We start from the raw sequence: 25,485 nt of genomic DNA on the forward strand, positions 1-25,485 counted from the left end.
CTTCATGCAACTGCTGCCCTGGTCTCACGACACCTCTGCCGGCTTCACCCTGCGCGGCTGGCACACGCCTCCGTCGGGCAAGCCGTTGCTGCATTTTTTGCACGGCAATGGCTACTGCGGGCGCGTCTATACGCCGATGCTGGCCGCGTTGGCCGAGGACTTCGACCTCTGGCTGTGCGACGTGCAGGGCCATGGCGACAGCGACCATGGAGGGCGCTTTCATGGCTGGAACCGCAGCGCCGAGCTGGCGGTGGAGGCCTTCGACACCCTGCGCGGGCCGTTCGGCGATGTGCCACGCTTCGCCCTCGGGCACAGCTTCGGCGGCGTGCTCACCAGCTTGATCCTGGCGCGCCATCCCGAGCTGTTCCGGCGTGCGGTGTTGCTTGACCCGGTGCTGTTCAGCCCGGCGATGATCGGGGTGATGGCATTGTCCGATGTGGTGGGTCTGGCGCAGCGCAACGCGCTGGCGAGCAAAGCGCGCAAGCGTCGCCGGCAGTGGCCGGATCGTGTCAGTGCACATGCCGCGCTGCATGGGCGCGGCATGTTCCGTGGCTGGGACGAGGCAGCGTTCGACGCCTATATCGAGCATGCGCTGAAGGACGTCGAGGGCGGTGTCGAACTCAAGTGCCGACCAAGTCGCGAGGCCGATATATTCGGCTCTTTCCCACGGCGCCTGTGGCCTTCGCTAGCCAAGGTGACGACGCCGACCGAGGTGATTCACGGTTCGCACACCTATCCCTTCGTTGCCAAGTCCGTGGTGCGCTGGTGCGCGGGCAACGCCCACGTGCGCAGTCAGGTGGTGCCGGGGGGGCACTGTTTCATGCAGGAGCAGCCGGCGGACAGCGCCGAGCGCGTGGCCGCTTTCCTGCTGCAGCGCGGCTGAATCGGGCAGGCGCTATTGCGCCTTGCGCCGCCAGTCTTCCAGTCGGATGACATTGCCTGGCTGCTGCACCGCAACCGGTTCGGGCTGCGGTTCCAATATCGGGTGGGGCTGCAGTTCGATGCGGCCGAGATGCGGGCCGAACATGCTGATATTCCCGCGCAGGCGCTGCTCGCCGGTGACGGTGAACTCGAAGTCATAGAGTCGCGCCAGGCGACGATGGCCTCTGGCATCACGCTGGATGGCCAGACGGCGCAATGCCACGGCGCCATCGAGCAGCTCCACGTCGAGCTTGGCGCAGTGCTGCTTGGCGAAGGCCAGCGCACGCTCGCGAATACCGTGGCCACGCCATAGCCAGGCGCAGGCAGCTGCGAACAGCATCAGCAGGAACACATCGAACAGGTTGATCATGGCGACTCCAGCTTCGGGAGACAGAGCTTAGCTTATCTGCCACGTGCTTCTCAGCACAGTGGCTTGCCCATGCGTCGGCTGTGCATTAGCGTTCGCTCTCTTCAGATGAAAAGGACGTCACCATGCATTGCCCCGCCTGCCGTACGACTCGCCTGCAACCGGCAAAACTCGAAGATGGCCTGCTCGGCCATGGCTGCGCCCAGTGCCGAGGCACGCTGGTCAGCCTGCTGCATTACCGCGATTGGGCCGAGCGCCAGCCAGCACAAGAGACATCAAGCGAACTGGCCGCCGAGGCTGAAGTGGGCGAAACCAGCCATGCCCTGAGCTGCCCCAAGTGCGCCAAGCTGATGAGCAAGTTTCAGATCAGCGGCACTCGGGCCAATCGTCTCGACCTGTGCGGCACGTGCGATGAAGCCTGGCTGGACAGCGGCGAATGGCAGCTGCTCAAGGCTCTGGAACTGAGCCAGCGCATGCCGGCGATCTTCACCGACGCCTGGCAGCGCCAGGTACGGCAGGAGGCCAGCGAACAGGCCCGGCGCGAGCGCTTCAGCCGCATCGCCGGCGAGGACGCCATCGTTCGTGCTGACGAAATTCGCGCCTGGCTCAAGGACCACCCGCAGCGTCGCGAACTGCTGTTCTATATCGGTCACGACTGAGGCGTGAGGCGCCATCGGCGGCTGGTTGCACCTGCCCTACGCTTCGGCGTTCTTCTCTTCGCTCAACGCCTGGTAGCGCTGTTGCAACTCCTCGCGAATCTGCCGGCGCTGTTTGGCCTGGCGCTGACGGCGCAGGCCGTCGGGTGTGTCCGGGTGCAGTTCGGGTACCACTGCCGGACGACCCTGCTCGTCCATCGCCACCATGGTGAAGAAGCTGCTGTTGGTATGGCGTACCGAGCGTTCGCGGATGTTCTCGGTGATCACCTTGATGCCGACTTCCATGGAGGTGCGACCGCAATAGTTGACCGAGGCGAGGAAGGTGACCATTTCGCCGACATGCACCGGCTCGCGAAAGATCACCTGATCCACCGACAGCGTCACCACGTAGCGCCCTGCGTAGCGGCTGGCGCAGGCGTAGGCGACTTCGTCCATGTATTTGAGCAGGGTGCCGCCGTGGACGTTGCCCGAGAAGTTGGCCATGTCCGGGGTCATCAGTACGGTCATCGTCAGTTGTGCGGTTCCGGCTTCCATGGTGACTCCGAAATTGGGAGGCTGTGCGCTGCCGCGCTGTGCGTTGCCCGGCTAATATGAGGTTTAGCTTGGTTAGGATGCCAGATGATGCCCTTGCGCCACATTCCGCTTATGTTGCTTGGCCTGCTCGCCCTGCCGGTAATGGCCGAACAAACGTGCGATACACCGGCGCAATGCAACCAGGAGGGCACGGCCGCCTATCAGGCCGGTCGTTTCGAGGCGGCCATCGAGTCCTTCGAACGTCAGCTGCGTCGCGTCGAGAACGAAGATGAAGCTGGGCTCGAGCTCGCCGTTAACAATCTGATGTTGGCCAACCTGCGCGCCGGTGACGCCGGCATGGCCCGCGCCTGGCTGCAGTTGGCACTGGACACCAACCTTTACGGTTCGGCAACGCGGCACAACCTGATCAAGGTCAGCCAGGCGCTGGATTACCCGGCATTGATTGCCAGCCCGGTAGGCCGCTACCTGCGCTACAGCGGCCAGGCGGTGTGGAGCGAACTGCAGATCAGCGAGATTCCTGGCGGCGGTTATCACGCCAGCTTCGCGCCGTTGCGCGCGGGGGCGCGGGTCGAGGAGTACGGCCCGGCGGCCGTCGGTGAGCTTGAGGGCAAGCTGGTCGGCGACGCTGTGCAGATGCGCCTGGAGGATGCCGCGCTGAATGCTGGTTGCGCGGTGAGTCTGCTGCGCGAGGGAATCTCGCTGCGCGTGCTGGAAGTGTTCGCCGATGGCTGCCAGGACTATGGCGGCATGGGCATCAGCGTGGCGGGCGACTACATCAAAGTCGATGCGCAGGTGCGTCCGTGAGCCGACGGGCCGGCAATATCCTGCTGACCGTTGCCGGCCCGGACATGCGCCGGTATGCCGGGCGTTTGCATGACCTGGAGGCGAAGCGCCGCTTGCTGGCCGCGGTGGTGAGCCTGCCTCCAGGGCCTTTCGATGCCGAACGCCTGGCCAGCATGCCGGATGTCCGCAACCCCTACCATCCGACACAGCTGGCCGAGCCCGATGGACGCGGCCAGCTGTGCTTCGACGGCCCGCACGAGGCAGGATTCAACGGGCGTTGCATGCCGCTGTAGATAAGGATATGCGGCAGGGCTCGCCGCCAACTTATCGTCCGCGACGATCAGGCGTGAGTCAGGTACCAGCGCCAGTCCTGCTCGCCCACCTCTCCCATGAACTGGCGGTACTCGGCCCATTTGATCGCAAGGAACACCTTGAGGAAATCCTCGCCGAGCGCTTCGCGTGCCCAGCTCGAATCTTCCAGGTTGCGCAGGGCGGTGAGCCAGTCGGTGGGCAGCGTTTCGCGGGCCTGTTTGTAGCCATTGCCGACGATGGCTGCGCCTGGGTCGAGCTGCTCGCGGATGCCCTTGTGGATGCCGGCGAGGATCGCGGCTGCCGCCAGATAGGGGTTGGCATCGGCACCGCAGATGCGGTGCTCGACGTGGCGGCTGCCCGCCGGCCCGCCCGGCACGCGGAACGACACGGTGCGGTTGTTCACCGCCCAACTCTTGGCCAGCGGCGCGTAGCTGTTGGCCTGGAAGCGGCGAAAGGAGTTGGCGTTGGGGCAGAAGATCGCCAGGGCGTCGTTGAGGGTGGCCATCATGCCGCCAATGGCGTGACGCAGCAGCGGCGTACCCTGAGGGTCTTCGCTGGCCATCAGGTTGTTGCCCTCGGCATCGGCCAGCGATACGTGCATATGCATGCCGCTGCCGGCCAGGTCGCCGAACGGCTTGGCCATGAAGCAGGCCTGCAGCCCATGCTTGTTGGCCACGCCCTTGACCAGACGCTTGTAGCGAACCCCTTCGTCCACTGCCTGCAGGGCGTCGAAACGGTGCTCCAGGGTCAGCTCGAGCTGGCCCGGCGCGTATTCGGAGATCGCCGTGCGCACTGGCAAACCCTGCACCTCGCAGGCGGCGTAGAGATCGTCGAGGAATGGCTGCACCTGTTCCAGCTCGTACACGCCATAGACCTGCGGCGCCTGTGGGCGCACGCCGTTCATCTGTACGGCGGGCTGTGGGCGGCCATTGGCGTCACGCTGCTTGTCCAGCAGGTAGAACTCCAGCTCCACCGCCATTACCGGGTGATAACCATCGGCCTTGAGCGCCTCGATGGCACGTACCAGCACGTGGCGTGGGTCGCCCGGCGTGGCCGGCAGACCCTGGGTCGGGTGCATGCTCACCTGCACCTGGCCGGTGGGCACCACGCGCCAGGGTTGCAGGGTGAGGCTGCCGGGCAGTGGGTAGGTCCAGCAGTCGGCGTCGGCCACTTCCCAGACCAGGCCGCTTTCCTCGACGTCCTCGCCCTGGATGGTCAGCGACAGGATCGAGCTGGGCAGCGGTCGGCCGTTTTCGTAGATGGCCAGCAGCTCGTCGCGATGCAGCAGCTTGCCGCGCGGGATGCCGTTGGCGTCGATCAGCATCAGCTCGATGCTGCGGACCTCGGGGTGGGCGGCGAGAAAGTCGCGGGCTTCCTGCGGGTTGGCGAATTGCATGGTGATTCTCACAGTGAGTCGTTATCTCGTGGGAGGGGCTTTAGCGGCGACTGTCGCGGCTAAAGCCCCTCCCACAGGCTGATCGATGAATTACTCGCGGGCGCCGGGGATGGCCAGCAGCTCGGTGAGGGCTTGATCGAGCATCGTGATCAGCTTTTCCACATCCTGCGCTGTGGTGCTCGGGCAGCACAGGGTCATGTTGTGGAATGGCGTGATCAGAATGCCGCGGTTGATCAGATATAGGTGCAGGGCCATCTGCAGCTCGTCATGGAACGCCGCTTCGGCCTCGGCGCCGGTGCGTGGCGGCGTGGCGCAGAACTGGAACTCGCAACGCGCGCCCAGCTCGGTCACCGACCACTTGAGGCCGTGCTTGTCGATCAGCTGACGGAAGCCCTCTGCCAGACGCGCCGCCAGCGGCAGCATGTGGTCGTAGGCCGCCTGGGTCATCACCTGTTCCAGGTTGGCGCGCATGCAGTGCATGGCCAGGGCGTTGGCCGACAGGGTGGTGCCCATGCCGCTGTGACCATGCCCGTGGCTTTCTGCGCTGGCGCGGTGGCGGGCCTGAGTCATGGCATCGGCCATCGCCGCGCTGCAGCCGAAAATGCCGCAGGGCACGCCGCCAGCGATCGGTTTGCCGACCACGAAGAAGTCGGGATCCAGGTTCCACAGGCGTGTGCAGCCGCCGATGTCGGTGGAGATGGTGTGGGTTTCGTCGATGATCAGCAGGCTGCCGTACTTACGCGTCAACTCGCGGCATTTCTGCATGAAGCCCGGATCGGGCAGCACCATGCCGATATTGGTCATCGCCGGTTCGCAGAGCAGGGCGCAGACGTCACCCTGAGCAAGCGCCGCCTCCAGCGCTGCGACATCGTTGAAGTGGATGGCGCGGCTGTGCTCGGTCAGGTCATAGGCCTGGCCGACCAGACCGGAGCGGTGCACGGTCTTGCCGTCGCGCTCGCGCACCATCACGTCGTCGACAGTGCCGTGGTAGCAGCCGTCGAACACCAGCAGGGTCTTGCGCTGAGTGATGGCGCGCGCCCAGCGCAGCACATAGCGATTCGAATCTGTTGCCGTGGCGGTCACCTGCCAGTAGGGCAGGCCGAAACGCTGGGCCAGCAGCTCGCCGCAAACCACTGCGTCCTCGCCCGGCAGCATGGTGGTCAGGCCGTTATTCGCTTGTTCGGCGAGGGCGCGGGCCACCGGGTCGGGGGAGTGGCCGAACATGGTGCCGGTGTCACCCAGGCAGAAGTCGATGTACTCGTGACCGTCCACATCGAAGAAACGTGCGCCCTTGGCACGCTCGACGAACAGCGGTACCGGTGTCGACCAGTCGGCCATCCAGTGCATCGGCACGCCGCCGTACAGCGAGTGGCGGGCGCGCTCGGCCAGGGCCACGGACTTCGGATTGCGGGACAGGAAGCGCTCGCGCTCGGCGGCGACGAAACGGTCAACGGCGACTTGGCTGATGCCACTGGCGGTGGTCATGGGGCATACCTCGATTGAATGCTGCCGGCATGATATTTTGTGATCACAAAATAGTAAACGCTTAGATCCAGATCGATTATTTTGGCTTTAAAATCTCTATTTGTGATCACAAAAAATTTTGTATTCAGCCGTTTTTCACACAAAATCAGTTCCTGTCGTAGACTCGCCGCATCTTCAATCGGAGCCTCCCATGCGTGACTGTAGCTTGACCCTTGCCCAATTGCCGGCGCCTCCGATGGAGGTGGCACATGGCTGACAATCTGCAGGAGCAGCTGTATCAGAACATCCGCTCAGGACTGCTGGTCGGGCGTTTCCAGCCTGGGGAGCGGTTGAAGATCCGCGACTTGGCCACCGAATGGGGCACCAGCCCGATGCCGGTTCGCGCGGCCCTGCAGCGGCTGGTGGCCGAGGGCGTTCTGGAGGGCGAGCAGCAGCGCTCGGTGCGCGTCCCGTCGATGACCCGCGAGCGCTACGAAAACATCTTTCAGGTGCGCCTGGCCCTGGAAGGCCTGGCAGTGGAGCTGGCCACGCCGCGCCTGGACAGCAGCGACCTGGCCCTGCTGCGTGACTGCGTGCAGCGCATGGACGCCGCCATCGAGCAGCGCCAGGTGCAGGACTACCTCAACGCCAACAGCCAGTTTCACCTGCATTTGTACGGTGCATGTGGCAACCCGGTGTTGCTGCGTTCGATCGAGTCGCTATGGCTGCAGATCGGCCCCTTCTTCAACCGGCTGTTCACCGGCGCCGACCTGTCGCTGCGGCTCAATGACTTTCATGAAGACGCCTTTGCTGCTATCGAAGCCGGCGACGCCAAGGGCGCTCGCCAGGCGATGGAACAGGATCTGCTTTACTTCGCGCGCTTTCTGCTCAACCTGCTGGCGTTGGAGCAGGGCGAGGTGTGAATGGCCGTCGGGCGGACTCGGCTGTCCATGTTGTCGCACTGCAGGGCGTACCGGGCGGCGATCCGTTCGCGAAGCAGTACGCCGTTGCGGGCTCATGGAATACGTGGAGTGCGATTCTCGCCCTATTTGGCGGACTGTTCGCTGCGCTCCTGAGTCCGCCCTACAGTGGCCGGTTTCCTGATCGGCGGCGGTCTGCTTAGCTTTCCAGCCAGACGTCACGGCACCAGTGCCAGACCGAGTCCCAGCTTTCGTCGGTCAGCTCGCCTTCGTCGCCGTCCCACAGCCAGACCTGGCCTTCCACGTCCACCGCGTAGTAGTCGCGGCCGTCCTGGCACAGTGGCACCAGATCGCGCGGCAGGCCGAGATCCCAGGCCACCGAGGCGACTTCCGGCAGGTAGGTGTGCGATTGCGGATCACTGGCGGTCACCGGCTCCAGGCGGCCGTAGACCACATCACTGACCTTGAGCAGGTATTCGCGCAGCTCGAAGGGCAAGTGGATGAGGATCTGCTCCTGAATCTCCACCAGGGTCTCTTCTTCCGGCAGCTCCAGCGGTACCGGTACCGGCTCGTTGAGTTCGCGCAGCTGTTCGATGACTTCTTCCACGGCGTCGGCTCCTGATCTTGGGGGATCGGCTTTATACAGTAGCTGGCCGGCAGAATGAAAACATGTCGTTGTCACAGCATACTGGCGCTTTTGCGGAGCCTTTCATGTCATCTCTTACCTGGCACTGCCTGCACCACAGCGAACTCGATGCTGCGACCCTCTATGAACTGCTGGCACTGCGCACCCAGGTGTTCGTGGTCGAGCAGAACTGCCCCTATCTGGAAACCGATGGCCAGGACCTGGTCGGTGACACCTGCCACCTGCTGGCGCGTGATGAATCTGGGCTGGTGGGTTATCTGCGCTTGCTCGATCCGCAGCGCATGGACGGCGAGGTGGTGATCGGTCGGGTGGTGATCGCCGAGCGGGCGCGCGGCAACGGGCTGGGCCATCGGCTGATGGAGCGGGCGCTGGTCGAGTGTAGTCAGCGTTGGTCGGGGGTGTCGGTTTATCTATCGGCGCAGGCGCACCTGCAGGGCTACTACGGGCGTTATGGCTTCGAGGCGGTGACCGAGGTGTATCTGGAGGACGACATCCCGCATATCGGCATGCGCCGGGCTGCTAAGGATCTGTCGTGATGGGGACGGGACGTCGTCGCTAAAGCGCCTCCCACGCCGTAGGAGCGGCTTCAGCCGCGATAACCGGCAAATGCCGCAATAAAAAACCCGGGCAAGCCCAGGTTTTTTCTGCGTCGTCGCGATCAGTTCTGGCGAATGCCAGCGATCAGCCAGGGCTGGTTGTCGCCCTGGGCGCGCTCCAGGCGCCAGCTTTCGCTGAACGGCTCGCCCTGGTCGAAGCGCGAGGTCTTCGACACACCGCTGAAGGTCAGGGTGGCGATGGTCTTCTCGGCGTTGTCGTCGACACCATCGAGTTGCACGTCGAGGTTATCGACATAAGTGGACTGGAAGCCGTCACCCAGCTCGGCGCGCTCGCGCTTGAGGAACTCCAACAGTTGCGGCGTGACGAACTCGGCGATCTTCTCCATCTCGTTCGCGTCCCAGTGCTGCTGCAGGTTCATGAAGTGTTCGCGACCGGCGGCGATGAAGCTCTGCTCGTTGAACCATGCCGGGGCGTTAATCACCGGAGCGGCCGAGGCCAGACGACCACCGAAAATATTGCTGCCAGCGGCCGGCGCGTTGTCGGCGTTCGGCATTTCACGCTGGTACGGCGCACCGGCAGCGGCCATTTGCGGCTGTTGGCGGGCGCGACGTGCGGCGAGGAAGCGGAACAGCAGGAAGGCGATCAGGCCGAAGATCAGCATGTCCATGATCTGCAGGCCTTCGAAACCGTCACCCATGAACATCGAGGCCAGCAGGCCACCGGCGGCCAGACCGGCCAGCGGGCCGAGCCAGCGCGAAGCACCGCTGGCTGCAGCGGCAGGCTGTTGACGACCGGGTGCCTGGGCAGCCGATTGCGCTGGCGGTGTGGCCTGACGGGTCTGGTGGCTGGGCGCGGAGCCGAAGGATTTGCCACCGCCAAAACGCTTGGCGTGGGCTTCGAAACTGAAGGTCAGTGCCAGGCACAGAACCATGGCGATACTGAGGAAACGCTGCATCACGGTTTTCTCTCTTATGGAAAAGCTTGGCCGGCATCTTGCCCGTCATAGGGGGGGCATGACCAGTGACAGAATGTTTCCGGCTTTTGCCTGCACTGGATGGCGCCGTGCCTGCCCGGCTTGGTACCGAAGCGCCTGGCGCACCCTACGGGCGTTGCAGTAGCAGAGGCAGCGGGCCGCAGCGTAGTTGAGCACGCAGAAAGGCGCGGAAGGTTGCTGCGTCTTCTTCGGGATGACGCAGCCAATGCACGAAGCTGCGCAGGTAGGCGCTGGTGAGCAGGGTTTCTTCGACGATACGGCGCAGGTGCAGGCTTTGCCGGCCGGCTGCTTCGCGCCACCACTGCACGGTGCGGCTGACGCGCATCAGGCCGAGCACCTGCAGGTGGATATGCCCGGGCTCGAGCTTGTACAGCAGCATCTGGCCGGTAATGGCCCGATGTGCGGCGAGGCTGTCTAGCCAGGCCAGCAGGCAACTTTCCAGGCGCTGTTCGGCGTTCAGCCCCTGCAGGCCGGGATTTTTCGCGTGACCGAGCATGGCCAGGTCGGCGCGGTCGAACCAGGCTTCCACCAGGTCGTCCTTGTCGCGGTAATGGCGGGCGATATCGTCCAGGCCGATGTCGAGCGCGGCGGCGACGTCGAACAGGTGTAGGCGCTCCCAGCCACAGACGTCGGCCAGTTGTAGAGCGTTATCAAGAATGTGGGCAGGGTCGGTCGGCTTTTTCTTCATTCCTGAAGTATGGCCGCCAGGGCTGGAGGTGCAGCCTGGAACGACAAACGGAGTCCGATAGGTTAGATGTAGCCGCGCCGTATGGGTAGGAGCGGCGCCCCGCCGCGAAGCTGGGTTAAAGCTTCGCCCCGGGGCGGGGCTCCCACAAGGGCAAGGGCTATAGCGCTGAGCGGCTCAGCGCCAGTCGTACAGCTCCTTTTCCGAGAGTGTATGCATGGGGATAGCCAGCGCCTGGAACGCCTGCATCGAGGCCCAGATGCGGCCATTGAGTTCGCTTTGTGCGGCCAGCTCGCCCAGCACCTGTTCGCTCTCGTTTTGCATCGCCTGCAGCACTTCGTCGGGGAAGCGCTTGAGCAGCGTGCCGCTCTTCTTCAGTTCATCCAGCGCCAGTGCGTTGTGGTAGACGTAGTCGTCCATCATGTCCTGGGTCGCCGCGCGCGCCGCTTCGGTGACGATGGCCTGCAGGTCGGCGGGCAGGGCGTCGAAGGCTTTCTGGTTGATCAGCAGTTCGAGCACTGACTGTGGTTCCTGCCAGCCCGGGTAGTAATAGTACTTGGCGGCTTTGTGCAGGCCGAAGGCCAGGTCGTTGTAAGGGCTGACCCAGTCCGTGGCGTCGATGGCGCCGCTTTGCAGCGAGGTGAAGATTTCGCCGCCCGGCATCACCACGGTGGTCGCACCCAGGCGGCTCCAGACTTCGCCGCCGAGGCCCGGCATACGGATTTTCAGGCCCCTGATGTCAGCCAGGCTGTTGATTTCCTTGTTGAACCAGCCGCCCATCTGCATGGTGCTATTGCCCGCCGTCAGCGGCTTGAGGCCGAATGGCGCGTAGGCTTCGTCCCACAGCGCTTGCCCCCCGCCCTTGTTCAACCAGGCGTTCATTTCCAGGGTGGACAGCCCGAAGGGCACCGCACCGAAGAACTGCGCCGCTGGCACCTTGCCCTTCCAGTAGTAGGGTGTGCCGTGGCCGAGCTCGGCCGTGCCGCGGGAGACCGCGTCGAACACTTCCAGCGCCGGCACCAGCTCGCCAGCGGCGTAGACCTTGATGGTCAGGCGCCCGGCGCTCATGGCGTTGACGCGTTCGGCCAGGCGTTCGGCTGCGGTGCCGGTGCCGGGCGCGTTTTTCGGCCAGGTGGTGACCATCTTCCAATGGAAGCTTTGCGCGGGAGCGGTGGCCTGGTTGGCCGGCGGGGAGTCTTCCTTGCAGCCGATCAGGCTGAAGGCGAGCAGGGGCAGTAGAAGCAGCGAACGAAGATGCATGGGCGCAATCCCTAAGAAAAACGGGGCTTTTCAGCCCCGTTCGGTTGGCTCAACGCCAGTTGTACAGTTCTTTCTCGGTCAGCTCCTGCATGGCGCTGGCCTCTTCCAGGAAGGCTTTCTGCGAGGCCCAGATGCGGCCGTTGAGATCGTTCTCGGCGGCCAAAGACTCGAGCACCAGATTGGACTGCTCGCGCATGGCTTGCAGCACGTCATCCGGCAGACGCTTGAACTGCACGCCTTCGCTCTTCAGGCTTTGCAGCGCCTTGGCGTTGTTGAACACGTAGTCGTCCATCATGTCCAGGGTCGCGGCACGCGCGGCTTCGACGACGATGGCCTGCAGGTCGGTCGGCAGTGCGTCGAAAGCCTTCTGGTTGACCATGGCCTCGACCACCGCCTGCGGCTCCTGCCAGCCCGGGAAGTAGTTGTACTTGGCAGCCTTGTGCAGGCCGAAGGCCAGGTCGTTATAGGGGCCGACCCAGTCGGTGGCATCGATGGCACCGGTCTGCAGGGAGGTGAAAATTTCGCCGCCCGGCAGGTTGACGGTGATCGCACCCAGACGGCTCCAGACTTCGCCGCCGAGGCCCGGCATGCGGATCTTCAGGCCTTTGATGTCGTCCAGGCTGTTGATTTCCTTATTGAACCAGCCGCCCATCTGCATGGTAGTGTTGCCCGCCGACAGCGGCTTCACACCGTAGGGAGCGTAGGTTTCGTCCCACAGCGCCTGGCCACCGCCGTGGCTGAGCCAGGCGTTCATCTCCAGGGTGGAGAGGCCGAACGGCACGCTGCTGAAGAACTGCGCAGCTGGCACCTTGCCTTTCCAATAGTACGGGGTGCCATGGCCCATCTCGGCGGTGCCGCGCGAGACGGCATCGAACACTTCCAGCGCTGGTACCAGCTCACCAGCGGCGTAGACCTTGACGGTCAGACGCCCGGCACTCATGGCGTTGATGCGCTCGGCCAGGCGCTCGGCAGAGGTGCCCAGACCAGGGAAGTTCTTTGGCCAGGACGTGACCATTTTCCAGTGGATGATTTCTGCCGGCTTGGCAGCGGCTTGCTCGCTGGCAGCCTTGTCTTCTTTGCAGCCAACCAGGCCGATGGCGGCGATCAGCGCCAGGGCGGTGCCGAACAGATTGCGGCGATTCATCGATTATCTCCAGATACGGTAGGTACTCAGAGCCTATTCACGAGCATGCGAGCTAGAGTCCTACAAGGCAAAAATAGGCGAGGAAGCGGAGTGTACTTTTGTACATGAGCATTCCAAGCCTGTTTTTAACGCAGTAGGGCCGACGCGCAGCTGATCGTGCATAGGCTCTTCATACGGCTTCGAGCTTGGCGTACGCCAGCATCAACCACTTACTGCCTTCGTTTTCGAAATTCACTTGGACCCGCGCCTGGGCGCCAGCACCCTCGAAATTGAGGATGGTGCCCTCGCCGAACAGGCTGTGACGTACGCGTTGGCCCAGACTGAAGGGCGTTTGCGGTACGGCGCTGCCGGCGAACAGACTGCCGCCACCCATCGAGCTGGTGCTCACCGGGCGGCTGACGCTGTTGCTCAGGCGTACTTCCTGAATCAGCGGTGCGGGGATTTCGCGGACGAAGCGCGACACCTTGTTATAGGTCTCGCTACCGTAGAGACGCCGTGTTTCGGCGTAGCTGATCACCAGCTTCTGCATGGCACGGGTAATGCCGACATAGGCCAGGCGGCGTTCTTCTTCCAATCGGCCCGGTTCTTCCAGGCTCATCTTGTGCGGGAACAGACCCTCTTCCATGCCCACCAGGAACACCAGGGGGAATTCCAGGCCCTTGGCGCTGTGCAGGGTCATCAGTTGAATGCTGTCTTCGTTCTCGGCGGCCTGGGTGTCCCCGGCCTCCAACGAGGCATGAGTGAGGAAGGCCTGCAGCGGGGTCAGCTCGTCGTCTTCATCGTTCTCGAAGGTGCGTGCGGCGCTGACCAGTTCCTCCAGGTTTTCCACCCGGGCCTGGCCCTTCTCGCCTTTTTCCGCCTCGTGATAGGCGAGCAGGCCGCTCTTTTCGATGACCACCTGGGTCATCTGGTGCAGCGGCATGGCCAGGACCTGCTCGGCCAGGCTGTCGATCAGTTCGATGAAGCCGGCCAGGGCCCCCGAGGCGCGAGCGGGCAGCGCCTTGACCGTCAGCATCAGGCGGATCGCCTCCCACATGTGCACGTCATGGGCGCGGGCGTACTCGCGGATGGTTTCGATGGTCTTCTCGCCGATGCCGCGCGCCGGCACGTTGATGATGCGCTCCAGCGCCGCATCGTTACCGCGGCCGTCGAGCAGACGCAGATAGGCCATGGCGTTCTTGATTTCGGCACGCTCGAAGAAGCGCTGACCACCGTAGATGCGGTAGGGGATCTTCTCGCGCAGCAGCGCCTCTTCCAGCACCCGCGACTGGGCGTTGGAGCGATAGAGAATGGCTATCTCGCTGCGCTTGAGGCCGTCCTTGCGCAGCGCGTCCTCGATGGTTTCCACCACGTAGCGCGCTTCGTCGTGCTCGTTGAAGGCGGCATACAGGGCCAGCGGCTCGCCATCGCCGACGTCGGTGCGCAACTCCTTGCCGAGGCGGCCCTGGTTGTTGGCGATCAGCGCGTTGGCGGCATTGAGGATATTGGCGGTGGAGCGGTAGTTCTGCTCCAGACGGATGATCTCGGCATCGGCGAAATCGCTGTCGAACTGCTGGATGTTCTCGATCTTCGCGCCGCGCCAGCCGTAGATCGACTGATCGTCGTCGCCCACGACCATCAGGCTTTCGCCGCCCTTAGCCAAAAAGCGCAGCCAGGCGTACTGCACGGCGTTGGTGTCCTGGAACTCGTCGACCAGGATATGGCGGAAGCGGCGCTGGTAGTGCTCCAGCAGGCCGGCGTTGTCGCGCCACAGGTCGAGGGCACGCAGCAGCAGCTCGGCGAAGTCGATGACGCCGGTGCGCGCGCAGGCTGCCTCGTAGGCTTCATAAATGCTGCGCATGGTGGCCAGGAACAGGTCGCCGCTGGCCTGGATGCCTTGCGGGCGGATGCCCTCATCCTTCTGCCCGTTGATGAACCACTGCGCCTGCTTGGCCGGCCAGCGTTGTTCATCCAGGCCTAGGTCGCGGATTACCCGCTTGATCAGGCGCTGCTGATCGTCGGAGTCGAGAATCTGGAAGTTCTCGGCCAGCTTGGCTTCCTGCCAGTGTGCGCGCAGCAAGCGGTGGGCCAGACCGTGGAAGGTACCGACCCACATGCCGGCAGGGGCGTGGCCGAGCACGTCTTCGATGCGGTGACGCATCTCGGCAGCAGCCTTGTTGGTGAAGGTCACCGACAGAATGCTGTGCGGCGACACGTCCAGGCGCTGGATCAGGAAGGCGATGCGATGCACCAGCACGCGGGTCTTGCCCGAGCCGGCGCCGGCCAGCACCAGCTGATGACCAGGCGGTGTGGTAACCGCGTGGTGCTGGGCGGGATTGAGGGTAGTGAGTCTGTGATCGAGGTCATTTTGCATCGCGGCATTCTAGGGGGCGGGACAGGGGAGGGCAAACCGTTGGCCGAGCGTGGAGAAACGCGTCCGATGCAACCGACGACTGGCAGGTCAGGGCGCAGATGCGCCTGGTCAGGCGGCCAAAGGCCATCATGCTCTGCCGGTGCCCGCCAAAAGTTGGGCGTCAAGCTGTGAAAGGGGGCCACATCATTGTTGGGCAGAGCGTCTGTCTCGGGTATTCTCCCGCGACGTCAGGGCTGAGGCAGCTGAAAAACACCGCAGCCCCTCAGGCAATCATTACAAGAAATCGCCCATGACCGCCACGACTAGCGCCGAAGTTCAAGAGGTGACGCTGGACCCGCATCAGGCTGAACGTCAGTTCGCCACGGATATTGCCGTCGAGCGCACCCGCTTGCTGTTTCTGGGCTCGCGCCTGCCCACTCTGCTCATGCTGCTGGTTGGCCTGGCCTGCAGCCTATTGCTGTGGAATCAGCAGAGCGCCCTCATGCTCGCAGCATGGTTGGGCTGGGTGGTGTTGCTGGTGCTGCTGCGTCTGACCCAGGTGAATGCCTTCAACGCGGCGCTGCCGAGCCGCCAGGCCGAACCCTACTGGCGCCGCATCTTCCTCTTCGGCGCCGGTGCATCCGGGTTGACCCTCGCCTTCGCCGTGATCGTGCTGGTGCCCGTCGATGTCTTCTACCAGCAGGCGCTGGTCTATGGTCTGATCGCTGCGGCGATTCTTTCAGCCAGCGTGGCCTATGCCGTCAGCCTGTCGGCCTTTCTCAGCTTCGCCTTGCCCTGCCTGCTGCCTTCGGTGACCTATCTGCTGCTGGCCGACAACAGCCTGCAACGCGGTTGGGGGCTGCTTGGGCTGATCCTGTTTCTTGCCTTGCTGATCGTGGCCTGGCAGGTCAATCGCCTGGTACAGCGCAGCCTGCTGCAACGGTTCCATAACCTGGCGCTGATCAGCAACCTGGAGCGCGCCAAGCAGCGCGCCGAAGGGCTCAACGAAGAGCTGGCGCGCGAGGTTGAGCAACGCCGTCGCGCCGAACGTGAGCTGCGCGGTGCCCATGGTGCGCTGGAAATGCGCGTGGCCGAGCGTACCCTGGAGCTGGACGAGGCGACTCATGCCCTGGGCACGAGTCAGGAGCGCCTGGCCCTGGCGCTGGAGGCCAGTGAGCTGGGGCTGTGGGACTGGGATCTGGAAAGCGATCAGGTGCACCATTCGCACCTGCGCGAGCTGTTCGGTCTGGAGCCGGAGCAGGTGCAGGTGATGCTGCGCGACCTGACCCCGCGCCTGCATCCGGATGATCTGCCAGGGTTGCGCCGGGCGTTGGTCCGGCACCTCAAGGGGCGCAGCGAGGATTATCAGATCGAGTACCGCGTGCGCCATGTCGATGGTCACTGGGTCTGGGTCGAGGACCGTGGCCGTGCGGTCGAGCGCGACGCCGCCGGCCGTGTACGGCGCATGCTCGGCACGCGGCGCGATGTCAGTGCGCGGCGTCAGCAGGAGCAGCAACAGCGTCTGGCGGCGACCGTGTTCGAAGCGGCCAGCGAAGGCATCTTCATCCTCGACCCCGACTACTGTGTGCTGGCGGTCAACCGCGCGTTCAGCGCGGTGACCGGATACAGCCGTGAGGAAGTGGTCGGGCGCACGGTGACCAGCCTGATCGGCAACCGCGAGATGCGCCGGCAATACCAGATGATCCGCCAGGAACTGGACAGCACCGGCACCTGGCAGGGCGAGCTGATCGAGACGCGCAAGAGTGGCGAGCTTTACCCGCAGTGGCTGCAGCTCAATCTGGTGCGCGATGTAACGGGTCGGCCCAGCCATATCGTCGGCTTCTTCGCCGATCTCAGTGCGCGGCGCGAGGCCGAGGAGCGCCTGCGCTACCTGTCGCACTACGATGATCTGACCGGCCTGGCCAACCGCAGCCTGTTCAAGGAGCGTCTGCACGATGCCAGCCAGCGCGCCCGCCAGAGCGGCCGCAGCATCGCTCTGGTGCATATCGACCTGGACCGCTTCAAGCTGCTCAACGACAGCCTCGGCCATGAAGTGGCGGATCAATTGCTACGCCAGATGAGCCGTCGCCTGACCCAGGCCGTGCCGGAAGCTGACTGCATTGCACGGCTCTCGGGTGATGAGTTCGCCATCATCCTCGATGCCTATGGCAGCCTTTCCAGCCTGGCACGGGTGGCCAGTCGGTTACTGGCCAAGTTGCGTGTGCCAATGACCGTTGGTGGCCACGAACTGGTGATCAGCGCCTCGCTGGGCATCAGCCTGATGCCGGACTACGCGCGCGAGATCAGCGCGCTGATCAGCCAGGCCAATATGGCCGTGCAACATGCCAAACATCTGGGCGGCAACACCTTCCAGTTCTTCACCGACAACCTGCAGGCCTGCACCCTGGAGCGCCTGCAACTGGAGAACCAGCTGCGCAAGGCCATCGACGAAGGCCAGCTGGAGGTGTTCTACCAGCCCAAACTGAACCTCGCCGACGACCAGCTCAATGCTGCCGAGGCGCTGGTGCGTTGGCGCCATCCGCAACAGGGCATGGTGCCGCCGAGCGAGTTCATCGGTCTGGCCGAGGAAACCGGGCTGATCGCACCGATTGGCGAGTTCGTGCTGCGTCAGGCCTGCCAGCAGGCGTGTGAATGGCAGCGCCAGGGGCTGGCGCAAATCCGTGTGTCGGTGAACATCTCGGTGCATCAGCTGCGCCAGGGCAACCTCACCAGCCTGGTGCGTCAGGTGCTCGAAGAGACCGGCCTGGCGCCGCAGTATCTGGAACTGGAGCTGACCGAAAGCCAGCTGCTGGACAACGTCGACAGCGTCATCGTCACCTTCCGCCAGCTGCGCGAACTGGGGGTCAAGCTGGCCATCGACGACTTTGGCACCGGCTATTCCTCGCTCAGTTACCTCAAGCGCTTCCCGGTGCATTACGTGAAGATCGACCAGACCTTCATCCGCGATTTCTCGCCCGGTGGCGAAGACGCGGCGATCACCCGCGCGATCATCGCCATGGCTCACAGCCTGGAGCTGAAAGTGGTGGCCGAGGGCGTGGAAACCCAGGCGCAGATGGACTTTCTCAAGAGCCAGAACTGCGATGAGATCCAGGGCTTTCTGATCAGCCGCCCGGTGGAGGCAAGCGCCTTCGCCGAGCTGCTGCGTGCGCAGATCGATAATCCACTGGATTGAGCGGCATTTGCTCGCTCCCCAGGTAGCCTGCGTTCACTTGGCGAACAGCTGGCCGATGTCCTTGAACGCCTTGAACTCCAGCGCGTTGCCGCAGGGGTCGAGGAGGAACATGGTGGCCTGCTCGCCGACCTGGCCCTTGAAGCGTACATAGGGCTCGATGACGAATTTCGTTTCGCGGCTGCGCAGGCGCTCGGCCAGCGCTTCCCAGTCGGCCCAGCCGAGCACCACGCCGAAGTGCGGCACCGGCACGTCGTGGCCGTCCACGGGGTTGCTGGCGGCCGATTCCTGGTAGGCCATCTTCGGCGCTTCATGGATCACCAACTGGTGGCCGAAGAAATCGAAGTCTACCCAGTGGTCGCTGCTGCGACCCTCGGCACAGCCGAATACCTCGCCGTAGAAATGCCGGGCTGCTGCCAGGTCATGAACGGGAATTGCCAGGTGGAAGGGCGCAAGGGACATCACGGAATACCTCTGGTTATTGTGTGTAGGGCGGGTGCAACCCGCCATCGGTGTTCATTGCACCAGCCTATCAACAGCTAAATTGTTCTAAAGCGAATATCCTTGCGCACAAGCTCAAATATTTTTGATTAGTCGAGGCTTCGATGCTGCGCGAACTGAAAACCTTCGTCACCGTCGCTCGCCTGGGCACCTTCGCCGCTGCCGGCCAGCAGGTGGGGTTGACCCAGTCTGCGGTCAGCGCGCAGATGCGCGTGCTGGAGCAACACCTGGGTGTACGCCTGTTCGACCGCAGTGGCCGCGCCGCCGTGCTCAACGCCGCAGGTCGCCACGCCCTGCCGCTGGCCGAGCAGATGCTCGCGCTGTATGCGCAGATGGCGCTGCCACAGGCTGCCGATCAATGGCAGGGCGAATTGCGCGTCGGTGCCATCGCTACCTTGCAGACTGGTCTGCTGGCCGAGGCTTTACCGCGTTTTCGCCAGCTGGCACCGCTCGTCGAGCTGAAGCTGGTGCCGGGCGTTTCCCTACAGCTGTTCAGCCAATTGGATGCCGGTGAGCTGGACCTGGCCCTGTTGATCAAGCCGCCGTTCGCCTTGCCCAAGGAAATCCTGGAAGTGCCGCTGGCACAGGAGCCTTTCGTGCTTATTGCGCCACTGGACGTGCCGGGCGACGACCCGCTGCGGCTGCTCGCGGAGCAGCCCTTCGTGCGCTACGACCGCGCCTCGTTCGGCGGTCGTCAGGTCAGCCGCTTTCTGCGCGAACAGCGCCTGAACGTACGTGAGGCGCTGGAGCTGGATGAGCTGGATGCCATCGTGCGCCTGGTGGAAAACGGTATGGGCGTGGCCCTGGTTCCGCGTGCGGGCCTGTGGCTGCAACGGCCGACGCGGCTGCGGGTGATCGAGCTGGGCGCGCTGACCTTCCATCGCGAGCTGGTCGCCCTGGTGCGCCGTGCGCAGCGCCAGCCGGCGCTGGATTGTCTGCTGGAGTGCCTGCGGCGCTGATCCGTATTGTTGGCAGTGCGTACGGCGCACCCTACGGATCGCTGAGATTCCACGCATAAAAATACCGCGCAGCTTTGCAGCGGCGCGGCATTGTTTACAGCAAGAGCGGTCGGCGGCGATCAGAACGCCGGGACGACGGCGCCCTGGTACTTCTCTTCGATGAACTGCTTCACTTCGGCGCTGTGCAGGGCCTTGACCAGCTTCTGTACGGCCTCGCTGTCCTTGTTGTCAGCGCGGGTCACCAGGATGTTCACGTACGGCGAGTCGCTGCCTTCGATGGCCAGGGCGTCCTTGGTCGGGTTCAGCTTGGCTTCCAGGGCGTAGTTGGTGTTGATCAGGGCGAGGTCGACCTGGCTCAGTACGCGCGGCAGGGTGGCCGCTTCCAGTTCACGCACCTTGATCGCCTTCGGGTTCTCGACGATGTCCTTCGGCGTGGCGAGGATGCCGGCTTCCGGCTTGAGTTTGATCACGCCGGCCTTCTGCAGCAGCAGCAGGGCACGGCCGCCGTTGGTGGCATCGTTGGGGATGGCCACGGTGGCGCCTTGCGGCAGCTCGCTCAGATCCTTGATCTTGCTGGAGTAGGCGCCGAAGGGCTCGACGTGCACGCCGGCAACGCTGACCAGCTCGGTCTTGCGGCTGGCGTTGAACTCGTCCAGGTACGGCTGGTGCTGGAAGAAGTTGGCGTCGAGGTTCTTCTGCTGTACCTGCAGGTTGGGCTGCACGTAGTCGGTGAACACACGCACCTTCAGCTCCACGCCTTCTTTGGCCAGGGCTGGTTTGACGAACTCGAGGATCTCCGCGTGCGGCACCGGGGTGGCAGCGACGTTGAGGGTTTCGGCCTGGGCCGAGAAGGCCGCGCAGGCGGCGATGGCAGTCAGCAGTTTCTTCATTTCAAGGTTCCTTTTGGGAAGGTTGGCGCGGGTCTCGCGGGTGGCGAGTCGCCGCTTTTCATCATTTACGGGAAAAATGCACCACCAGGCGATCCCCGACCATCTGCAGCACCTGCACCAGAATCAGCAGCAGGATCACGGTCACGGCCATCACGTCCGGTTGGTAGCGCTGGTAGCCGTAGCGCACGGCCAGGTCGCCGAGGCCGCCGCCGCCGATCAGGCCGCTCATGGCGGTGTAGGAAACCAGGGTAATCGCGGTGACGGTGGTGGCCGCGAGTAGGCCGGGCAACGCTTCGGGCAGCAGCGCGCGGGTGATGATCTGCCAGGTGGTAGCGCCCATCGCCTGGGTCGCCTCGATGATGCCGCGCTCGACTTCACGCAGGGCGGTTTCCACCAGGCGCGCGAAGAACGGTGTGGCACCCACCACCAGCGGCGGAATGGCGCCGGCCACGCCCAGCGAGGTGCCGACCAGCAGCTCGGTGAAGGGAATCATCAGGATCAGCAGGATGACGAAAGGCACCGAGCGCAGGATGTTCACCACCAGCGACAGCGCGCCATACAGGGCTTTCTGCTCGAACAGTTGGCGCGGGCCGGTGAGGAACAGCAGCACGCCGAGCGGCAGGCCGAGCAGCACGGTGAACAGCATCGAGCCGAGCAGCATGTTCAGGGTATCGAGACTGGCCTGCCAGATTTCCGGCCAGAACACGTTGGGCAGCAGTTGTTCGAGCATCAGCGCAGTACCTCCAGATGCACGTCGGCGGCTTCGAAGCGCGCCAGCGCGGCGTCGATGTCGCCACCGGTCAGGGCCAGGGTGAGCTGGCCGTAGGGGGTGTCCTTGATGCGGTCGATGCGCCCGGCGAGGATGCTGTAGTCCACCCCGGTCTCGCGGGCCACGGTGCCCAGCAGCGGTGCGTAGGTGGCTTCGCCCTGGAAGGTCAGGCGCAGGATGCGGCCTTCGACATGAGCGAAGTCATCGCACTGTTCGGCTTCGTCGACGTGCTCGGACTCCTGCACGAAACGCTTCGTGGTCGGGTGCTGCGGGTGCAGGAACACCTCGGCCACCGGGCCTTCCTCGACGATGATGCCGGCGTCCATCACCGCCACGCGGTCGCAGACGCGGCGGATCACGTCCATCTCGTGAGTGATCAGCACGATAGTCAGGCCCAGTTCGCGGTTGATCTCGGCCAGCAGGTGCAGCACGGCGGTGGTGGTCTGTGGGTCGAGGGCGCTGGTGGCCTCGTCGCACAACAGGATCTTCGGCCGGGTGCTCAGCGCACGGGCGATGCCGACGCGCTGTTTCTGCCCGCCGGAGAGCTGCGCCGGGTATTTGTTGGCGTGATCCTGCAGGCCGACGCGCGCCAGCAGTTCGGCGACGCGGGCGTCGATCTCGGCGCGGCTCAGCTCGCCGGCCAGACGCAGCGGCATGGCGATGTTGTCAGCAACGGTCTTCGACGACAGCAGGTTGAAGTGCTGGAAGATCATTCCGACCTGCTGGCGGAAGCGGCGCAGGCCATTGGCATCGAGAGCGGTGACGTCGACGCCGTCGATCTCGATGCGCCCGCCGGAGGGTTCTTCCAGGCGGTTGATCAGGCGCAGCAGGGTGCTCTTGCCGGCGCCGGAATGGCCGATGATGCCGAACACCTGGCCGCTGCCGACCTGCAGCGTGGTGGGCTGCAGTGCCGGAATCTCGCGGCCTGCGACGCGGTAGGCCTTGTGGACGGATTGAAACTGGATCACGCGAACGACCTTTTGGGTGTGTTCAGTCGCCGGCTCCAGAGAGTTGTCGAGCCGGCGCATCGGGCGCCGGGTAGGGCGCAAAAGTGCGCTAGTTTACCCGGCAGTGTTTAGGCCGAGAAAATCTTTGTAGGCCTATGGTTATTACAAAATGGCATTAACGATCAGCGGTAGTGCGCGCCCTTCCTCAGTTGCGTTGTGGGCTCAACAGCAGGCGCGGTACCTGTTGTGGCGCGATCTTCTGGCTCAACTGCGGACGGAAGCTCGGGTCGAGCTTCTTGATCCGCGCCGAGAGCAGCGCCGCGACCCAGGGGTAATCCTTGGCCTCGCGCACTTCGATGCGCACCGCACAGCGAAAGGTCACCACGTCGGCGGCGACGCCGTCGAGCAGTCGGCGCAGGTTTTCGTTGTCCTGGCTGTCCAGCATAGGCAACGCCACGACGCTGGTGGCGGCGCTTGGGTCGATCAGACGTGCTTTAGGTGTGCTCTCGACCACGGGGGCCGGCTGGCTCGCCGCTACCTGAGCCGTTGCTACCTTGGCGGCAGCCTGGTGCTCACTGGCCAGGCGCTGCTGACGCAGTTGTTCCTGACGCTCGGCATCGAGCTTGGCGGCAGCATCGCGCGCCTGTTGTTCGGCGGCCGTCTGGCGTGCCGTGCGTGCGCTGTCGATGGCCTGGTTGAGGTCGTGACTCAGGGCCGGCGCCTGCGGCATCAGACTGCGGGCCTGGCCCAAGGACTGCGCGGCGCGATCCAGATTGCCCTGCTGCAGTGCTTCGCGGCCCTGTTCCATGTAGGCCTCGGCCAGCTGGCGCTGGTACTGCTCCAGACGCGTGTCGCGGCTGGCGCGTTGCTGCAGGGTGTTGAGTTGGCTGCGCGCATCATCGAGACGCTCTTCGGCCAGGCTCAGGTCGAGCTGGCGGAAGGCGATGACCAGATCATCGACCGGCGGGAGGCTGTGCTGCTGGCTGCTCTGGCAACCGGCCAGAAGTAGAACCAGAAAAAGCGGAAGACCACGAAAAGCGAACGACTTCATAACTACGCGTCTCGAATTGTGCAAAAAACGCGCAATCATACAGGTTCGTACCGCTGATTTCATCTTGATCGGCTACGCAGAGCGCGCCATCAGCTGTTGCGCTTGGGCAGCGCAAAGCTGGCCAGGAACAACGCAGCAGCGCTGACCACGATGGATGGCCCGGCCGGCGTGTCCTGATACCAGGACAGCGCCAGACCGCAGCACACGGCCACCAGGCCGAGCAAGCTGGCGCCCACGGCCATTTGTTCCGGCGTGCGTGCGTGGCGCTGGGCGGCGGCGGCGGGGATGATTAGCAGGGAAGTGATCAGCAGCACGCCGACGATCTTCATCGCCACGGCGATCACCACAGCGATCAGCAGCATCAGCGCCAGGCGAATCGCCGCTACAGGCAGGCCTTCGACCCGCGCCAGTTCCTCGTGCACGGTGATCGCCAGCAGCGGTCGCCACAGCCAGGCCAGCAGTGCCAGCACCAGGGCGCTGCCGCTGATGATCCAGGCCAGATCGGTGGGGCTGACGGCGAGCAGGTCGCCGAACAGGTAGCTCATCAGGTCGATGCGCACGTCATGCATGAAGCTCAGCGCCACCAGGCCCAGTGACAGGGTGCTGTGGGCGAGGATACCCAGCAGGGTGTCGGAGGCCAGTGGCTGGCGCTGCTGCAGGGTCACCAGCAGCACGGCGAGCAGCACGCAGCCGACGGTCACGGTGAGGGTCGGGCTGACGTCGAGCAGCAGGCCCAGCGCCACGCCGAGCAGGGCGGCATGCGACAGCGTGTCGCCAAAATAGGCCATGCGCCGCCAGACCACGAAGGAGCCGAGCGGGCCGGCTACCAGGGCCAGCGCCAGGCCGGCGAGCAGAGCGTTGAGGAGAAAGTCAGGCATCAGTGTTTACAGTTCGGGCCGTGGACGTGGGCCGGGCCGTGAATGGTCAGGCCGGGCTTGACCACGCTGCCATGCAGGTCGTGATCGTGGTCATGATGGTGGTGGTAGACGGCCAGGCTCTTGGCGTCCTGGCCGAACAGTTCGATAAAGGCTGGGTCGCCGCTGACCTGCTCCGGGTGGCCGGAGCAGCAGACATGGCGGTTGAGGCAAACCACCTGATCGGTGGCGCTCATCACCAGATGCAGGTCGTGCGAGACCATCAGTACGCCGCAGCCGTGACGCTCGCGCAGCCGCGAGATCAGCCGGTACAGCTCGGCCTGGCCGGCGACGTCGACGCCCTGCACCGGCTCGTCGAGTACCAGCAGTTGCGGCTCGCGCAGCAGGGCGCGGGCCAGCAACACGCGCTGCATCTCGCCACCGGAAATGCTCTGTAGCGGGCTGTCGATCACCTGCTCGGCGCCGACCTCAGCCAGTGCTGCCAGCGCGCGCTGGCGATCTAGACCCGGCACCAAGCGCAAAAAGCGCAGCACCGACAGCGGCAGGGTGGCGTCGACATGGAGCTTTTGCGGCATGTAACCAATGCGTAGGCGCGGCGTGCGGCGCACGCTGCCTCGTTCGGGCTGCAGCAGGCCGAGTACCACGCGCACCAGGGTGGTCTTGCCGGCGCCGTTGGGGCCGATCAGGGTGACGATCTCGCCGGGCTGTACGCTGAGTTGCACGTTATCCAGCACCGGCTGGCCGTTGAAGCTGACAGCGACGCCGTCGAGGCGGATTAGCGCGTCGCTCATGCCGTGCCCTTGCAACCGGCGCACAGGCCGACGACTTCCACGGTCTGACCCTCGACGACGAAACCGACGCCGGCTGCACTGTCGACGATGGCCTGACTGATGGTGGCTTGTTCCAGTTCGGTCGCCGCATGGCACGCTCGGCAGATCAGGAACTGGCCCTGATGCGGGTGCTCGGGATGGCTGCAGCCGACGAAGGCGTTAAGTGATGCGATGCGGTGTACCAGGCCGTTTTCCAGCAGGAAATCCAGTGCGCGGTACACCGTGGGCGGCGCCGCGCGGCGACCGTCTTCATCGCTCAATACGCCGAGGATGTCATAGGCCCCGAGTGGCTTGTGACTGGCCCAGACCAGTTCCAGCACGCGTTTGCGCAGAGCAGTCAGGCGCAGGCCCTGGCGCGCGCAGATGGCTTCGGCCTCGGCCAGAGCATGGCTGACGCAGCGAGAGTGGTCGTGAGGGCGTGCAGCCAGGGGCGTGTCGGTCATGGGCAAGGACGGAGCGAGTGAGAGACGTTATTATATTACCTGTTCAATGCCATTCGAG

At 64.3% G+C, this 25,485-nt stretch carries 26 protein-coding genes; 8 read left to right on the forward strand and 18 right to left on the reverse strand.

The features are described 5' to 3' along the window. Positions 1 to 4: 4 nt before the first annotated feature. Positions 5 to 883: an alpha/beta fold hydrolase gene (locus ACNFCJ_RS02910; protein ID WP_416769728.1), complete on the forward strand. Its 879-nt coding sequence runs from the start codon at positions 5 to 7 to the stop codon at positions 881 to 883. Between the two features lie 12 nt (positions 884 to 895). On the opposite strand, the gene ACNFCJ_RS02915 is transcribed toward ACNFCJ_RS02910, so the two are convergent. Further along, complete coding sequence (locus ACNFCJ_RS02915) at positions 896 to 1,291, reverse strand: DUF3301 domain-containing protein (protein ID WP_416769729.1); 396 nt, start codon at positions 1,289 to 1,291, stop codon at positions 896 to 898. A gap of 122 nt (positions 1,292 to 1,413) precedes the next feature. Here ACNFCJ_RS02915 and ACNFCJ_RS02920 point away from each other — a divergent pair, with 122 nt between their 5' ends. After that, positions 1,414 to 1,947, forward strand: a complete 534-nt coding sequence (locus ACNFCJ_RS02920) for a zf-TFIIB domain-containing protein (protein ID WP_416769730.1) — start codon at positions 1,414 to 1,416, stop codon at positions 1,945 to 1,947. Between the two features lie 36 nt (positions 1,948 to 1,983). Here the strand turns inward: ACNFCJ_RS02920 and ACNFCJ_RS02925 are convergent, their stop codons facing one another. Next, positions 1,984 to 2,478 (reverse strand): acyl-CoA thioesterase, encoded by a 495-nt coding sequence (locus ACNFCJ_RS02925; protein WP_416769731.1) that lies wholly within the window; start codon positions 2,476 to 2,478, stop codon positions 1,984 to 1,986. Between the two features lie 84 nt (positions 2,479 to 2,562). On the opposite strand from ACNFCJ_RS02925, the gene ACNFCJ_RS02930 reads away from it, so the two are divergent. After that, positions 2,563 to 3,282, forward strand: a complete 720-nt coding sequence (locus ACNFCJ_RS02930; RefSeq protein ID WP_416769732.1) for a tetratricopeptide repeat protein — start codon at positions 2,563 to 2,565, stop codon at positions 3,280 to 3,282. Next, positions 3,279 to 3,554, forward strand: a complete 276-nt coding sequence (locus ACNFCJ_RS02935) for a hypothetical protein (protein ID WP_416769734.1) — start codon at positions 3,279 to 3,281, stop codon at positions 3,552 to 3,554. The genes ACNFCJ_RS02930 and ACNFCJ_RS02935 overlap by 4 nt, the downstream gene beginning before the upstream one ends. Positions 3,555 to 3,601: 47 nt before the next feature. On the opposite strand, the gene ACNFCJ_RS02940 is transcribed toward ACNFCJ_RS02935, so the two are convergent. Together ACNFCJ_RS02940 and ACNFCJ_RS02945 are read right to left on the reverse strand one after the other, a co-directional pair. Continuing rightward, positions 3,602 to 4,969: a glutamine synthetase family protein gene (locus ACNFCJ_RS02940; protein WP_416769735.1), complete on the reverse strand. Its 1,368-nt coding sequence runs from the start codon at positions 4,967 to 4,969 to the stop codon at positions 3,602 to 3,604. Positions 4,970 to 5,059: 90 nt separating this feature from the next. Beyond that, positions 5,060 to 6,454 (reverse strand): aspartate aminotransferase family protein, encoded by a 1,395-nt coding sequence (locus tag ACNFCJ_RS02945; RefSeq protein ID WP_416769736.1) that lies wholly within the window; start codon positions 6,452 to 6,454, stop codon positions 5,060 to 5,062. 248 nt (positions 6,455 to 6,702) lie between these two features. Here ACNFCJ_RS02945 and ACNFCJ_RS02950 point away from each other — a divergent pair, with 248 nt between their 5' ends. Then, on the forward strand, positions 6,703 to 7,356 hold the full coding sequence (locus tag ACNFCJ_RS02950) for a GntR family transcriptional regulator (RefSeq protein ID WP_416769737.1): 654 nt from the start codon (positions 6,703 to 6,705) through the stop codon (positions 7,354 to 7,356). A gap of 196 nt (positions 7,357 to 7,552) precedes the next feature. Here the strand turns inward: ACNFCJ_RS02950 and ACNFCJ_RS02955 are convergent, their stop codons facing one another. Beyond that, positions 7,553 to 7,960 carry an SMI1/KNR4 family protein gene (locus ACNFCJ_RS02955; RefSeq protein WP_037005543.1) on the reverse strand — a complete coding sequence of 136 codons (408 nt, stop codon included), beginning with the start codon at positions 7,958 to 7,960 and terminating at the stop codon, positions 7,553 to 7,555. A 104-nt stretch (positions 7,961 to 8,064) separates the two neighbouring features. On the opposite strand from ACNFCJ_RS02955, the gene ACNFCJ_RS02960 reads away from it, so the two are divergent. Beyond that, complete coding sequence (locus ACNFCJ_RS02960; RefSeq protein ID WP_416769738.1) at positions 8,065 to 8,535, forward strand: GNAT family N-acetyltransferase; 471 nt, start codon at positions 8,065 to 8,067, stop codon at positions 8,533 to 8,535. Between the two features lie 122 nt (positions 8,536 to 8,657). Here the strand turns inward: ACNFCJ_RS02960 and ACNFCJ_RS02965 are convergent, their stop codons facing one another. The 5 genes from ACNFCJ_RS02965 to uvrD form a co-directional block, all read right to left on the reverse strand. Continuing rightward, positions 8,658 to 9,512 carry a Tim44 domain-containing protein gene (locus ACNFCJ_RS02965; protein WP_416769739.1) on the reverse strand — a complete coding sequence of 285 codons (855 nt, stop codon included), beginning with the start codon at positions 9,510 to 9,512 and terminating at the stop codon, positions 8,658 to 8,660. 145 nt (positions 9,513 to 9,657) lie between these two features. Then, the gene (locus ACNFCJ_RS02970) at positions 9,658 to 10,239 is read right to left on the reverse strand and encodes a TetR/AcrR family transcriptional regulator (RefSeq protein ID WP_416769741.1); all 582 of its coding nucleotides are present in this window, start codon (positions 10,237 to 10,239) and stop codon (positions 9,658 to 9,660) included. A gap of 174 nt (positions 10,240 to 10,413) precedes the next feature. Continuing rightward, positions 10,414 to 11,496, reverse strand: a complete 1,083-nt coding sequence (locus ACNFCJ_RS02975) for a TRAP transporter substrate-binding protein (protein WP_416769742.1) — start codon at positions 11,494 to 11,496, stop codon at positions 10,414 to 10,416. A 49-nt stretch (positions 11,497 to 11,545) separates the two neighbouring features. Then, positions 11,546 to 12,640 (reverse strand): TRAP transporter substrate-binding protein, encoded by a 1,095-nt coding sequence (locus ACNFCJ_RS02980; RefSeq protein ID WP_416769743.1) that lies wholly within the window; start codon positions 12,638 to 12,640, stop codon positions 11,546 to 11,548. Positions 12,641 to 12,809: 169 nt separating this feature from the next. Continuing rightward, positions 12,810 to 14,993, reverse strand: a complete 2,184-nt coding sequence (uvrD, locus tag ACNFCJ_RS02985; protein WP_416769745.1) for a DNA helicase II — start codon at positions 14,991 to 14,993, stop codon at positions 12,810 to 12,812. A 289-nt stretch (positions 14,994 to 15,282) separates the two neighbouring features. Between uvrD and ACNFCJ_RS02990 the strand changes: the two genes are divergently transcribed. Then, positions 15,283 to 18,165 carry an EAL domain-containing protein gene (locus ACNFCJ_RS02990; protein ID WP_416769746.1) on the forward strand — a complete coding sequence of 961 codons (2,883 nt, stop codon included), beginning with the start codon at positions 15,283 to 15,285 and terminating at the stop codon, positions 18,163 to 18,165. Positions 18,166 to 18,198: 33 nt separating this feature from the next. On the opposite strand, the gene ACNFCJ_RS02995 is transcribed toward ACNFCJ_RS02990, so the two are convergent. Continuing rightward, on the reverse strand, positions 18,199 to 18,624 hold the full coding sequence (locus ACNFCJ_RS02995; protein ID WP_084341967.1) for a VOC family protein: 426 nt from the start codon (positions 18,622 to 18,624) through the stop codon (positions 18,199 to 18,201). A 143-nt stretch (positions 18,625 to 18,767) separates the two neighbouring features. On the opposite strand from ACNFCJ_RS02995, the gene ACNFCJ_RS03000 reads away from it, so the two are divergent. Continuing rightward, a complete protein-coding gene (locus ACNFCJ_RS03000) occupies positions 18,768 to 19,622 on the forward strand; it encodes a LysR substrate-binding domain-containing protein (protein ID WP_106734151.1) in 855 nt (284 codons plus the stop codon). 119 nt (positions 19,623 to 19,741) lie between these two features. On the opposite strand, the gene ACNFCJ_RS03005 is transcribed toward ACNFCJ_RS03000, so the two are convergent. From ACNFCJ_RS03005 to ACNFCJ_RS03035, 7 genes are all read right to left on the reverse strand, one after another. Further along, a complete protein-coding gene (locus ACNFCJ_RS03005; RefSeq protein WP_179574908.1) occupies positions 19,742 to 20,512 on the reverse strand; it encodes a MetQ/NlpA family ABC transporter substrate-binding protein in 771 nt (256 codons plus the stop codon). Positions 20,513 to 20,573: 61 nt separating this feature from the next. Further along, positions 20,574 to 21,242, reverse strand: a complete 669-nt coding sequence (locus tag ACNFCJ_RS03010; protein WP_012020239.1) for a methionine ABC transporter permease — start codon at positions 21,240 to 21,242, stop codon at positions 20,574 to 20,576. Beyond that, positions 21,242 to 22,249, reverse strand: a complete 1,008-nt coding sequence (locus ACNFCJ_RS03015) for a methionine ABC transporter ATP-binding protein (RefSeq protein WP_416769748.1) — start codon at positions 22,247 to 22,249, stop codon at positions 21,242 to 21,244. Before ACNFCJ_RS03015 ends, ACNFCJ_RS03010 begins: the two co-directional genes overlap by 1 nt. A 184-nt stretch (positions 22,250 to 22,433) precedes the next feature. Further along, a complete protein-coding gene (locus tag ACNFCJ_RS03020) occupies positions 22,434 to 23,279 on the reverse strand; it encodes a PA5502 family lipoprotein (RefSeq protein ID WP_416769749.1) in 846 nt (281 codons plus the stop codon). A gap of 89 nt (positions 23,280 to 23,368) precedes the next feature. Beyond that, a complete protein-coding gene (gene znuB / locus ACNFCJ_RS03025; RefSeq protein ID WP_416769751.1) occupies positions 23,369 to 24,157 on the reverse strand; it encodes a zinc ABC transporter permease subunit ZnuB in 789 nt (262 codons plus the stop codon). Next, complete coding sequence (gene znuC, locus ACNFCJ_RS03030) at positions 24,157 to 24,945, reverse strand: zinc ABC transporter ATP-binding protein ZnuC (protein WP_416769753.1); 789 nt, start codon at positions 24,943 to 24,945, stop codon at positions 24,157 to 24,159. The genes znuB and znuC overlap by 1 nt, the downstream gene beginning before the upstream one ends. Next, a complete protein-coding gene (locus ACNFCJ_RS03035) occupies positions 24,942 to 25,427 on the reverse strand; it encodes a Fur family transcriptional regulator (protein WP_074855791.1) in 486 nt (161 codons plus the stop codon). The genes znuC and ACNFCJ_RS03035 overlap by 4 nt, the downstream gene beginning before the upstream one ends. Between the last annotated feature and the right edge of the window lie 58 nt (positions 25,428 to 25,485).

This window comes from Pseudomonas sp. NY15364, assembly GCF_048068235.1.
Lineage (GTDB): Bacteria > Pseudomonadota > Gammaproteobacteria > Pseudomonadales > Pseudomonadaceae > Aquipseudomonas > Aquipseudomonas mendocina_D.